The following is a 12,404-nucleotide window of genomic DNA, read 5'->3' on the forward strand; positions in this document are numbered from 1 at the left end:
ACGCTTGACCCAAGTGAACGAGACCCCCGTCGCGAACCGGACGCCCGGCGACCGCGCTAGACTTCGCCCCCTTCACGTGACCGACCTTCCCGGCGCGGACTAACCGCCGCCCTCCCGGACCCGCCATGACCGAATTGACCGTCCTCTTGGACGTCGCCGCGCCCGCGGCCGACGCCTCCCGCCCCGCCCCGCGCGGCAAGCTGTTCATCAAGACCCACGGGTGCCAGATGAACGAGTACGACTCGGCCCGCATGGCCGACGTGCTCGCCGCCAGCGACGGCCTGGAGCTGACCGACAACGTCGAGGAAGCCGACGTCGTGCTGGTCAACACCTGCTCGATCCGCGAGAAGGCGCAGGAAAAGGTCTTCAGCCAGCTCGGCCGCTGGAAGGCGCTCAAGAAGGACGGCAAGCCGGTGATCATCGGCGTCGGCGGCTGCGTGGCCTCGCAGGAAGGCGCGGCGATCGTGAAGCGCGCGCCCTACGTCGACTTGGTCTTCGGCCCGCAGACCCTGCACCGCCTGCCCGATCTCATCCGCGAGCGCCGCGCGAGCGGGCAGCCGCAGGTGGACATCAGCTTCCCGGAGATCGAGAAGTTCGATCGCCTGCCCGAGCCGCGCGCCGATGGCCCGAGCGCGTTCGTGTCGATCATGGAAGGCTGCTCGAAGTACTGCTCCTTCTGCGTCGTGCCCTATACGCGCGGCGAAGAAGTCTCGCGGCCGTTCGAAGACGTGCTCGTCGAAGTGGCGCAGCTCGCCGCGCAGGGCGTGCGCGAGATCAACCTCCTCGGGCAGAACGTCAATGCGTATCGCGGTCCGCTGGGCGATGGTGAGGATACCGATGAAAGCTGGGCGGACCTCGGTTTGCTGATCCGCGCGATCGCCGGCATCGACGGTGTCGGCCGCATCCGCTTCACCACTTCGCACCCGCTCGAGTTTTCCGACTCGCTGGTCGAGGCTTATCGCGACGTGCCGCAACTGGCCAACTATCTCCACCTGCCGGTGCAGGCCGGCAGCGACCGCGTGCTCGCGGCGATGAAGCGCGGCTACACGGCGCTGGAGTTCAAGCAGAAGATCCGCAAGCTGCGCGCCGTGCGCCCGGACATCTCGATCTCCTCGGACTTTATCGTCGGCTTCCCCGGCGAAACCGATGCGGATTTCGAGAAGACGATGAAACTGATCGAAGACGTCGGTTTCGACCAATCCTTCTCCTTCATTTATTCGCGTCGCCCCGGCACGCCGGCCGCCGATCTGTCGGACGACACCACCGACGCGGAGAAGCACGCACGCCTGGAGCGCCTGCAAGCGGCGATCAATGTGCATGCCGCGCAGATTTCGCAGGCGATGGTCGGCAGCGTGCAGACCGTGCTGGTGGAAGGCCCGTCGAAGAAGGATCCGAACGAGCTGACCGGCAAGACCGAGAACATGCGCTCGGTCAACTTCGCCGGCCATCCGCGTTTGATCGGGCAGTTCGTCGATGTCGTCATCACCGAAGCGATGACGAACTCGTTGCGGGCGAGCGTCGTCGTTTAGTCGAGGCGTTTCCGGAATCGGCCGATCGCCACCGTCATCATGACGGCGATGAACGCGATCAACGCCAGGATCTCCGGCCACAGTTCCCACAGGCTCGCGCCGCGCAGCATGATCCCGCGCACCAGCCGCAGGAAGTGCGTGAGCGGCAGCACCTCGGCGAGCCACTGGATGATCTTCGGCATGCCGGCGAAGGGGAACATGAAGCCCGACAGCAGGATCGACGGCAGGAAGACGAAGAAGGTCATCTGCATCGCCTGGAACTGCGACTGCGCTTTCGTCGAGATCATCAGGCCGAGTGCGAGATTCGCCAGGATCAGCAGCACCGCCGCGATGTAGACATCCAGCAGCGCGCCGCGGATGGGCACTTCGAACAACCACGCGCCGAGCAGCAACACCAGCGTCGTCTGGATCAGGCCGATGCCCGCGAACGGCAGCACCTTCCCGATCATCAATTCGCTGCTGCTCACGGGCGTTGCGATCAGCAATTCCATGTTGCCGCGCTCGCGTTCGCGCACGATCGACACCGCGGTGAACATCACCATGGTCATCGTCAGGATGATGCCGATCAGGCCCGGCACGATGTTGATCGCCGAGCGGCGTTCGGGGTTGTAGAAGCCGACGACGCTGATCTGCGACGGCGCCTTCTGCACCGTCGCCGCACTGTCGAGCGGCACCTGCGTGAGTTGCCCGGCCGCGCCCTGCACGGCGGTGTCGCTGCCGTCGACGAGGATCTGCACCGCTTCGCGTCCATCGATGCGGCGGCGTTCGAAATCCGGCGGCACCACGACGCCGACGCTGATCTGCCCGCGCCGCAGCATCGTCATCAATTCCTGCGGCGAGCTCGCATCCTTCACCGGGTTGAGCACGCCGGTGTTCTGCAGGTCCATCACCAGCGCACGCGAACCGGCGGTGTTCGCCTGGTCGGCGATCGCCGTATCCAGATTGCGCAGGGTGAAGTTGATCGCGTAGCCGAACAGCACCAATTGCATCACCGGGATGCCGACGATCATCGCCAGCGTGATGCGGTCGCGGCGCATCTGCCGCAACTCCTTGACCATCACGGCGAACAGGCGGCGCCAGCTCATGCGGCCTCCTTCGCCTGGGCGGCTTCGCGGCCGCGCGTGGCGGAGACGAAGACGTCTTCGAGGTTGGGCTCGGATTCGGCGATTTCGCCGTGCAGCCCGGCGTCGGACAGCACGCGTTGCAGGCGATCGGCGATTCCGCTTTCGCTGGTCAGCACGCGCAGCGTGTTGCCGACCTGCGCCGCGCTGATCACGCCGGGTGTTTCCATCAACGCGCGGCGTGCGCGCCGCGGTGTGTTCGACTGCACCGCCAGCGTGCGGCCGGTGATCGCGCCGGTGAGTTCGGCGGGGCTGCCGTCGGCGACGAGCACGCCGCGGTCGAGGATCGCGAGGCGATGGCAGCGTTCGGCTTCGTCCATGTAGTGCGTGGAAACCAGGATCGTCGTGCCGGCATCGGCGAGTTCGAAGAGTTTTTCCCAGAAATCGCGGCGGGATTCGGGATCCACTGCGCTCGTCGGTTCATCCAGGAACAACAGTTCCGGCGAATGGATGACCGCACCGGCGAGCGCGAGGCGCTGCTTCTGGCCGCCGCTCATGGTGCCGGCAAGTTGCTTCTGCCGATCCTCGAAGTGATAGCGCTGCACCAGTTCGTCGATGCGCGTGCGCGCCTTCGCGCGGGGCAGGCCTTGCACCGCCGCGAGGAATTCCAGGTTCTCGCGCACGCTCAGGTCGTCGAACAAGGAGAACTTCTGCGTCATGTAGCCGATACGCAGGCGCAGCGCTTCGGCTTGTTTCGGCAACTGCAGGCCGAGCACTTCGATCTCGCCTTCGGTCGGCGTCATCAGGCCGCACAACATGCGGATCGTCGTGGTCTTGCCCGAGCCGTTGGGGCCGAGGAAGCCGTAGACGTTCGCCTTCGGGACGCTCAGGTCGACATGGTCGACGGCGACCAGGTCCTTGAAGCGCTTGGTCAGCCCGCGCGCACGGATCGCGAGGTCGGCGGTCGGCGCATTCACTCGTCGAACTCCGCACGCACCGGCAATCCGGCGGGGAGCTTGGCGTTCTTCTCGTCGACGCCGATTTCCGCGATGTAGGACAGGCGCGCGGCGTCCTTGCCGATCAGTGCGAAGTACGGCGTGAACGTCGGCTCGGTGCGGATCATGCGCACGGTGCCGGCGATCGCATCGTCCTTGCCGTCGATGTAGAGACGGGCCTTCGTTCCGACGGCGACCTTCGAACGGATCGGTTCGGGGACGTAGACGCGCGCATAAGGTTGGCCGACGAGCAGGATCGCGAGCGGCTGCCCCACCGCGGCCTGGTCGCCGAGTTTGTACGGCAGGCTGTCGACGAGCCCGTCGCGCGGCGCGACGACCGACAGTTTCTGCAGCGTCACCTGTTGCGCGGCGACATCGGCTTCCGATGCGGCGAGGGCCGCCTCGCCCTGCGCGATCTGTTCGACGCGCGTGCCGGCTTCGAGTTCGCGCAAGGCCTGCTCCAGCGCGCGTGCGGTGCCCGCGGCGTTGTCCGCGGCGGCGCGCGCGCGATCGATGTCGGAGGCGGCCATCAATTGGCGCGGCCCGAGTTGCCGCACGCGGTTGTAGTAGATGCGGGTGTCCTCCGCCTGCGCGCGGGCGGCGGCGAGTTCGGCGCGCGCGCGTGCGATTTCTTCGCTGCGCGGGCCGGCCTCCATTTCGGCCAGGCTCGCGCGTTGGCGCGCCGCCTGCGCGCGCATCGCTTCGGTGCTGGCGCGCGTGCGGTCGAGTTCGAGTTGCAGCAGCGACTGGCCGGCTTTCACCTGCTGCCCTTCGCGCACGCCGATGGCGACGATCTTTTCCGCGGCGGGCGCGGGCAAGGTGATGCGGTCGTATTCGAGCGTGCCGAGCGCCTGCGGCGCATCGTTGCGACACGCTGCGAGGACGGTGAAGGCACACAGGACAAGCGGACGAAGGGTCATGGGAGGCTCGTGGTCAGGGAACGCCGATGCCGGCATCCAGCAATGCGATGGCGTGGTGTTTCATGGCGGCCGCGTCGATGTCGTCGGCGTCGAACAGGCGGCGCCAGATCGGCGCGCCCGCGGCGGGGAACAAGGTCAGGCCGATCAGCGAGGTGACGAGCAGGCGCGGATCGAGTTCGCGATTGAGCTGGCCCGCGGCCTGCGCCTGCGCGAACTTCGCCGCGAGGATCTGCGGCATCTGCGGCGCCATCGTGGTGAACAGCAACTCGCGCAGCGCGCCGCCTTCGCACAACACTTCGCGCACCCACAGCGGCGGCAGCCAGGGATGCTTCTCGACGGTTTCGCACATGCCGCGCACGAAGCCGGCGATCACGCCCGAGATGTCGTCGCCGCCCTGGAGCGTCGCGTCGCGCACGTCGGAGAAGGCCGGCATCAGGCGTTCGGAGATCACCGCCTGCAGCAGTTGTTGCTTGTCGCCGAAGTAATAGTGGACGAGCGCGGGGTTCACGCCGGCCTCGTGCGCGATCTCGCGCAGGGTGCTGGCGGCGATGCCGTGGCGCCCGAAACAGGCGACGGCCACGTCCAGGAGGCGGGCGCGCAGATCGCCGCCCTCGCCCGTCGGGCGGCCGACCGCGCGGCGGCCGGATTTGGGGCGCTTGGCAGGCGGAAGCTCTGCCGTTTCAAGCACTTCCGGCGCTTCCGCGGCGGGTTTCCGACGGGCTTTGGTAGGGAGCGGGCTCATGCGGCAGAATTTAATTCGTAAATTAATTAAGGCCAAGCGAGACCCGACGGGCGGTCGCGCAGGCCCCATCGAGGACCACGCATTGCATTCCATCCGACGGCCGTCCCTTTTGACCTACTTTTTCGGCGCGCCGCGGCGTTCATCGCGCACCGCCCGGCGTCCGCGCTACCCTTTCGCCGCATGAACGAACCTTCGCAGCGCGACTTCACCCTCGAACCCGACGACACCGAACGCCTGGCCAATCTGGCCGGGGCCTTCGACGCGCACCTGCGGCAGATCGAATTGCGCCTGGGCGTGGAGATCGCCAACCGCGGCAACATCTTCCGCGTCACCGGTCCGGCGCCGGCGACCGCGCGCGCCGAAAAATTCCTGCGCGCGCTCTACGACGAAGCCGGCGAGGAAACCTTCGACGGCCACGCGATCAACGTGCGCCTGAACGAAGTGGCCGACGACGACGCGGCGACGACGACGCGCGAGATCGAACCCCAGGACGTGTCGATCCGCGTCAAGCGCGGCACGATCCGCGGCCGTGGCGCCAACCAGGCCAAATACCTGCACGCCATCGCCACGCACGACATCAATTTCGGCGTCGGCCCCGCGGGCACGGGCAAGACCTTCCTCGCGGTGGCGATGGCGGTCGAAGCGCTCAACGAATCGCGCGTGCAGCGCCTGATCCTCGTGCGCCCCGCGGTGGAAGCGGGTGAGAAACTCGGCTTTCTCCCCGGCGATCTCACCCAGAAGGTGGATCCCTACCTGCGCCCGCTCTACGACGCGCTGTACGAAATGCTCGGCGTGGAAAAAGTGGTCAAGTTGCTGGAGAAGAACGTCATCGAGATCGCGCCGCTGGCCTACATGCGCGGGCGCACGCTCAACGATGCGTTCGTGATCCTCGACGAAGCGCAGAACACCACCATCGAACAGATGAAGATGTTCCTGACGCGCATCGGTTACGGCTCGACCGCCGTGGTGACCGGCGACGTGACGCAGATCGATTTGCCCAAGCACCAGAAGTCCGGCCTGCGCGATGCCATCGACGTGCTGCGGGCGGTGGACGGCATCAGCTTCACCTTCTTCCAGGCACGCGACGTCGTCCGCCATCCGCTGGTGGCGCGCATCGTCGATGCCTACGACGCGCGCGACACCGACGACAAGGCGACCGGAGCCGGCACCCCATGACCCAGGGCCCCGTTCGTCTCGATGTGTCGGTCGAATACGCCCTGCCCCGCCTCGGCCTGCCCGCGGCGGTGAGTTTCCGCAAATGGGTCGGCGCCGCGCTCAACGGCCGCATCCGCGAGGCGGACCTCGCCATCCGCATCGTTGGCACGAAGGAAGGCCGCGCCCTGAACCGCCATTACCGCGGGCGCGATTACGCGACCAACGTTCTGAGTTTCCCGGCCGAATTGCCCGAAGGCGTGGTGCTTCCCCTGCTCGGCGACATCGTCCTGTGCGCGCCGGTCATCGCCCGCGAAGCGCGCGAGCAGAAAAAGGCGCTCATCGCCCACTACGCCCACCTCACCGTCCACGGCACGCTCCACCTGCTCGGCTGGGACCACGAGGACGCCCGGGAAGCGGACTGCATGGAGCAGCTCGAGCGCGAAATCCTCGCCGAGATGGGCATCGACGACCCCTACGCCGAAGACTGACGGCCCCCGTCGAAGCACGATTCACCGGCCCGACCACCGCCTGCGCTAGACTCGGCGACGGTCGCTCCACGCATCCGGAGCCCATCCCCGACCCCCATGGCCGACGACGACAGTCCCCCGCAAACCGAAGACAAGAGCCGCCGCACCTGGCTCGACCGCATCACCGCCGCACTGTCCGGCGAACCCACCACCCGCGAGGACCTGGTCGAGCTGTTGCGCGACGTGCAGGCCGACGGGCTGATCGCGGCCGACACCCTGCGCATGATGGAAGGCGCCATCGCGGTGTCCGACCTGACGGTGGGCGACGTGATGATCCCGCGCGCGCAGATGGTCGCGCTGTCGGCCGACGCCCCGCTCGAAACGCTGATGCGCCTGGTCGTCGAATCCGGCCATTCGCGCTTCCCGGTGCATGGCGAAGGCAAGGACGAAATCCTCGGCATCCTGCTGGCCAAGGACCTGCTGCGCGTGGTCGTCGCCGACCACGACCATGCCCGCAACAGCGTGCGCGAATTCCTGCGCCCGGCCGTGCTGATCCCCGAGTCGAAGAAACTCAACGTGCTGCTGCGCGAATTCCGCCAGTCGCGCAACCACATGGCGATCGTGATCGACGAATACGGCGGCGTCGCCGGCCTGGTCACGATCGAAGACGTGCTGGAACAGATCGTGGGCGACATCGACGACGAGCACGACGAGGCCGTCGACGAGACCGCGCTGATTTCCGCGCAGGCCGACGGCCACTTCGTCGTCGACGCGCTGACGCCGATCGCCGATTTCAACGAACGCTTCGGTTCGGATTTCGACGACGACGAATACGACACCATCGGCGGCCTGCTGACCGCGGCGATCGGGCACCTGCCCGAAGCCGGCGAAGAGTTGACGCTGGGCCGCTTCGGCTTCCGCGTCGCGCGCGCCGATGCGCGCCGTTTGCACGCCCTGCACGTCAGCGTGCATGCAGACGCGTAAGGTCGGTTTCCCGCTGATCGCGCTGCTGCTGTGGCTCTTCGCCACGGCGGCCAGCGCCGCGACGCCGCGCATCGGCGTGATGACGATGCAGCCGGGCGAGATCTTCTTCGAACGCTTCGGCCACAACGCGATCGTCGTCGACGATCCCGATGCGCCGGCGCCGTTGTCCTACAACTTCGGGTTCTTCGATCCGGGCGAAGCCGGCTTCATCGGCCGCTTCGTGCGCGGCGACATGCGTTATCTGCTGGCCGTGTTGCCGATGTCGGAGGATCTGACGTACTACCGCGAAGTCGGCCGCGGCGTCTCCATCCAGTGGCTCGACCTCACGCCCGCGCAGGCCAATGCGCTCGCGCAGGCGCTCGCCTTCAACGCGCGTCCCGAGAACGCGCGCTATCGCTACGACTACTTCACCGACAACTGCTCCACGCGCGTGCGCGATGCGCTCGACCGCGCGATGGGCGGCGCGCTGCGCAAGCAGCTCGCGGTGCGTTCGGCGGGCGATACCTTCCGCAGCGAATCCGTGCGCCTGGCCTCGCCGGCGACGTGGATGTGGCTCGGCTTCGACATCGGCCTGGGCCCGTATGCCGATCGCCCGCTGTCGCGCTGGGAAGACGCCTTCGTACCGATGCGCCTGGCCGCCAGCCTGCGCGAAATGCAGAACACCGAAGGCCGCCCGCTCGTGCGCGCCGAGTCGGTGCTGTTGCCCCATCGCCTCCCGCCGGAACCGCCGGATGCACCGCGCCGCTGGTGGCCCTGGTTGATCGCGGGCCTGCTGCTGGCGATCGGGCTGCGCGCGCTGATGACCCACCGGCCGCGGATCTTCGGCGCCGTCGCGCTGTCCTTCTGGTTCGCATGCGGCGCGCTGGGCGGGGTCATCGCGTTCATCTGGTGCTGCACCGAACACCACGCCGGCTGGGCCAACCGCAACCTGCTGCTGTTCTCGCCGCTGTGCCTGCTGCTGTTGCCGGGTGCGTGGGCCTTGCTCCGCGGGCGCGCGACCTCGCGCTTCCACCAGTGGGTCCGCATCGCGGTCGTCGTCGGCGGGGTGATCGCCTGCTTCCTGCAATTGCCCGCCGGTGCGCAGTTCCAGGCGCCATGGCTGGCCTTGCTGCTGCCGATCCACGCGGCACTGGCCTTTCCCGTCCGCCGCGCTTGAGGCAGCATGCGGGCATGACAGTGCCCGCCTTGCCTCCCTGCGTCATCAATTGCGCGGTCTACGACCGCCACGGCCAGCGTCGCGACATCACGCTCGACGAGATCAGCGACGTGCTGTCGGTCGAGGACGACAGCTTCGTCTGGGTCGGGCTGTACGAACCGGAAGACACGCTGCTGGAGAAACTGCAGGAGGAATTCGGCCTGCATGAACTCGCCATCGAGGATGCGCTGCACGCGCACCAGCGGCCGAAGATCGAGGCCTACGGCAATTCGGTGTTCGTCGCGGTCCATACCGCGCAGCTGGTCGACGACAAGATCCAGTTCGGCGAAACGCATGCGTTCCTGGGCCCGCGTTACCTGGTGACCGTGCGCCACGGCGCATCGCTCTCCTACGCACCCGTGCGTTCGCGCGTGGAGCGCGAACCCGAACTGCTGGCGCTCGGCCCGGCCTACGGCCTGTACGCGGTGCTCGACTTCGTCGTCGACAATTACCAGCCGATCGTCGAAGGCTTCCGCGATTCGCTCAACGCGCTGGAAAAGGACATCTTCGCCGAAACCTTCCGCCGCGAAACGATCGTCAAACTCTACGAACTCAAGCGCGAACTCACGCAACTGCGCCTGGCGGTCTCGCCCATGCAGGACATCCTCGCGCAACTCACGCGCATGCACGGTGGCCTGGTGCCCGACGAAGTGCGCCTGTACTTCCGCGACGTGCTCGACCATGCGATGCGCGTGAACGAATCCACCGACACCATGCGCGAGATGCTCACCGCCGCGATGAGCGTGAACCTCTCGCTGGTCACCGTGAACCAGGGCGAGGTGGTGAAGAAACTCGCCGGCTGGGCGGCCTTGCTCGCCGCGCCGACGCTGATCGCCAGCTGGTACGGCATGAACTTCGTCGGCATGCCCGAACTTCACGCGCGCCACGGTTACGCGATCCTGGTGTGCGTCGTCGGCGTGGTCGTGATCGGCCTGTACCGTTACCTGAAGAAAGTGCGCTGGCTCTGAGCCGCCACGGGGAGAAGCATCCAATGCGGAAGGTGGCTTGGCTCGGCTGGGGCGCGCTCGCCCTGTTCGCGGCGATGTGCCTGGCGACGCTGGCACTGTCGCGCGGCGAAACGGTCGGTGCGTTGTGGATCGTGTCGGCGGCGGTGTCGGTGTTCTGCATCGGCTATCGCTTCCATGCGCGCTACATCGCGGAGAAGGCGCTGCGCATCGACCCGACGCGCGCGACGCCCGCGTGGCGACGCAACGATGGCCTGGATTACGTGCCGACGCAGAAGTCGGTGTTGTTCGGGCATCACTTCGCCGCGATCGCGGGCGCCGGTCCGCTCGTCGGACCGGTGCTCGCCGCGCAGATGGGCTATCTGCCGGGTTTGCTGTGGATCCTGTTCGGCGTCGTGCTCGCCGGCGCGGTGCAGGACATGATGATCCTGTTCCTTTCGGTGCGCCGCGACGGGCGTTCGCTCGGCGAGATGATCCGCACCGAACTCGGCGCCGCCGCGGGCGTCACGGCGATGATCGGCATCCTCGCCATCATGGTGATCCTGCTCGCGGTGCTCGGGCTCGTCGTGGTGAAGGCACTCGGCCAGAGCCCGTGGGGCACCTTCACCGTGGCGATGACGATTCCGATCGCCTTGCTGATGGGCGCGTGGCTGCGCTGGTGGCGACCGGGGCGCATCCTCGAAGCGTCGATCGTCGGCCTGGTGTTGCTGCTCGCATCGATCTGGTTGGGCGGGCACGTGGCGAACGCTCCGGAATGGGCGCCGCTGTTCACCTTCGATGGCAAGACCCTGGCGTGGATGCTGATCGCCTATGGCTTCATCGCCGCGGTGTTGCCGGTGTGGATGCTGCTCGCGCCACGCGATTACCTCTCGACCTTCCTCAAGATCGGCACCGTCGTGTTGCTCGCCGTGGCGATCCTCGTCGCGATGCCGGAGCTGAAGATGCCGGCGGTGACGCGCTTCGTCGACGGCACCGGGCCGGTGTTCGCAGGTGCGCTGTTCCCGTTCCTGTTCATCACCATCGCGTGCGGCGCGATCTCCGGCTTCCACGCGCTGATCGCGTCGGGCACGACGCCGAAGATGATCGCGAGCGAAGGCCAGATCCGCGCGATCGGTTATGGCGGCATGCTGATGGAAGCGTTCGTCGCGGTGATGGCGTTGGTCGCCGCGTGCGTGCTCGATCCGGCGATCTACTTCGCGATGAACGCGCCGGCCGCCGCGATCGGCACGACGGCCGAATCGGCGGCGCACGCGATCGCGCAATGGGGTTTCGTCGTCACGCCCGACGTGCTGACGCAGACCGCGCGCGACATCGGCGAAACCACGATCCTCTCGCGCACCGGCGGCGCGCCGACGCTCGCCGTCGGCATGGCGCAGATCCTCCACGGCATCGTCGGCGGCAGCGGCATGATGGCGTTCTGGTACCACTACGCGATCCTGTTCGAAGCCTTGTTCATCCTGACCACGATCGACGCGGGCACACGCGTGGCGCGTTTCATGATCCAGGAAGTCGTCGGGCTCGCGGTGCCTGCGTTCCGACGCACGGAAAGCTGGACGGCGAACCTGGTGTGCACGGCGCTGGCCGTTGCGGGCTGGGGTTGGTTCCTCTATCAGGGCGTGGTCGATCCGCTCGGCGGCATCAATACGCTGTGGCCCCTGTTCGGCATCGCGAACCAGATGCTCGCGGGGCTGGCGATGATTTTCGTCTGCGCGGTGCTGGTGAAGATGAAGCGCGAGCGTTTCCTGTGGGTCGCCGCGGTGCCGACCGCCTGGCTGCTCGTGTGCACGTTGACCGCGGGTTGGCAGAAGCTCTTCCACGATGATCCGAAGATCGGGTTTCTCGCGAGTACGCGGCGTTTCAGCGAGGCGCTCGCGCGGGGTGAGGTGCTTGCGCCGGCGACGTCGCTCGACGAGATGCGTCGCGTGATCTTCAACTATCAGGTCGACGCGGGGTTGTGCGCTTTGTTCATGGGCGTGGTGGTGCTCACGCTGGTGTTCGCGACGCTTGCGGCCTTGCGCGCGCGACGCAGCACTACGCCGACCGCGATGGAGACGCCGCATGTGGCGCTCGATGCGATTGGTTGAGCAGCTGCGCGAGGCGTGGTCGGCGGCGAAGGCCACGGCGCGGCTGGCGATCGGGTTGCCCGATTACGATGCGTATGTCGCGCATGTTCGGGCGTCGCATCCTGACTCGACGCCGATGACGCGTGAGGCGTTTGCGATTGAACGGATGCAGGCGCGGTATGGGAAGGGGCGGTCTCGCTGTTGTTAGCGTTGGTAAAGCGCGCTCCCTTCGTCACTGGCGCGTCGCCCGAACGTTGTGAGGTCCAAATTTTTTTGGGAAAAAAATTTGAAACTCACAACGCTGGGGCATCCACCTTTCGAGCGTTGG

At 67.0% G+C, this 12,404-nt stretch carries 12 protein-coding genes; 8 read left to right on the plus strand and 4 right to left on the minus strand.

Annotated features, from left to right (window positions below; all coding sequences use genetic code 11):
- The first annotated feature begins 125 nt into the window (after window positions 1–125).
- Entirely contained in the window at window positions 126–1,529 is a 1,404-nt protein-coding gene (gene miaB, locus AC1DOM_RS04195; protein WP_498960544.1) for a tRNA (N6-isopentenyl adenosine(37)-C2)-methylthiotransferase MiaB, read from the plus strand.
- Here the strand turns inward: miaB and AC1DOM_RS04200 are convergent.
- From AC1DOM_RS04200 to AC1DOM_RS04215, 4 genes are read right to left on the minus strand one after another with little or no spacing between them, the layout of a single operon-like run.
- Window positions 1,526–2,614, minus strand: coding sequence for an ABC transporter permease (locus AC1DOM_RS04200; RefSeq protein WP_498960546.1), 1,089 nt, complete (start codon window positions 2,612–2,614; stop codon window positions 1,526–1,528). The two genes, miaB and AC1DOM_RS04200, sit on opposite strands and share 4 nt — an antisense overlap.
- Window positions 2,611–3,540, minus strand: coding sequence for an ABC transporter ATP-binding protein (locus AC1DOM_RS04205; RefSeq protein WP_498961261.1), 930 nt, complete (start codon window positions 3,538–3,540; stop codon window positions 2,611–2,613). Before AC1DOM_RS04205 ends, AC1DOM_RS04200 begins: the two co-directional genes overlap by 4 nt.
- 23 nt (window positions 3,541–3,563) lie before the next feature.
- Window positions 3,564–4,505, minus strand: a complete 942-nt coding sequence (locus tag AC1DOM_RS04210; RefSeq protein WP_498960548.1) for an HlyD family secretion protein — start codon at window positions 4,503–4,505, stop codon at window positions 3,564–3,566.
- Between the two features lie 13 nt (window positions 4,506–4,518).
- Entirely contained in the window at window positions 4,519–5,247 is a 729-nt protein-coding gene (locus AC1DOM_RS04215) for a TetR/AcrR family transcriptional regulator (RefSeq protein WP_498960550.1), read from the minus strand.
- Window positions 5,248–5,427: 180 nt separating this feature from the next.
- On the opposite strand from AC1DOM_RS04215, the gene AC1DOM_RS04220 reads away from it, so the two are divergent.
- The 7 genes from AC1DOM_RS04220 (at window position 5,428) to AC1DOM_RS04250 (ending at window position 12,284) form a co-directional block, all read left to right on the plus strand.
- Complete coding sequence (locus AC1DOM_RS04220) at window positions 5,428–6,423, plus strand: PhoH family protein (protein WP_498960552.1); 996 nt, start codon at window positions 5,428–5,430, stop codon at window positions 6,421–6,423.
- On the plus strand, window positions 6,420–6,890 hold the full coding sequence (gene ybeY / locus AC1DOM_RS04225; protein WP_498960554.1) for an rRNA maturation RNase YbeY: 471 nt from the start codon (window positions 6,420–6,422) through the stop codon (window positions 6,888–6,890). Before AC1DOM_RS04220 ends, ybeY begins: the two co-directional genes overlap by 4 nt.
- 96 nt (window positions 6,891–6,986) lie before the next feature.
- A complete protein-coding gene (locus AC1DOM_RS04230; RefSeq protein WP_498960556.1) occupies window positions 6,987–7,853 on the plus strand; it encodes a CorC family transporter in 867 nt (288 codons plus the stop codon).
- Window positions 7,840–9,009 carry a lipoprotein N-acyltransferase Lnb domain-containing protein gene (locus AC1DOM_RS04235; RefSeq protein WP_498960558.1) on the plus strand — a complete coding sequence of 390 codons (1,170 nt, stop codon included), beginning with the start codon at window positions 7,840–7,842 and terminating at the stop codon, window positions 9,007–9,009. Before AC1DOM_RS04230 ends, AC1DOM_RS04235 begins: the two co-directional genes overlap by 14 nt.
- Before the next feature lie 14 nt (window positions 9,010–9,023).
- Window positions 9,024–10,016 (plus strand): magnesium/cobalt transporter CorA, encoded by a 993-nt coding sequence (gene corA / locus AC1DOM_RS04240; protein ID WP_498960560.1) that lies wholly within the window; start codon window positions 9,024–9,026, stop codon window positions 10,014–10,016.
- A gap of 23 nt (window positions 10,017–10,039) precedes the next feature.
- Window positions 10,040–12,097, plus strand: a complete 2,058-nt coding sequence (locus tag AC1DOM_RS04245) for a carbon starvation CstA family protein (protein WP_498960561.1) — start codon at window positions 10,040–10,042, stop codon at window positions 12,095–12,097.
- The gene (locus AC1DOM_RS04250) at window positions 12,084–12,284 is read left to right on the plus strand and encodes a YbdD/YjiX family protein (protein WP_498961263.1); all 201 of its coding nucleotides are present in this window, start codon (window positions 12,084–12,086) and stop codon (window positions 12,282–12,284) included. The genes AC1DOM_RS04245 and AC1DOM_RS04250 overlap by 14 nt, the downstream gene beginning before the upstream one ends.
- Window positions 12,285–12,404: the final 120 nt, after the last annotated feature.

Source organism: Lysobacter sp. P5_B12 (assembly GCF_056400425.1).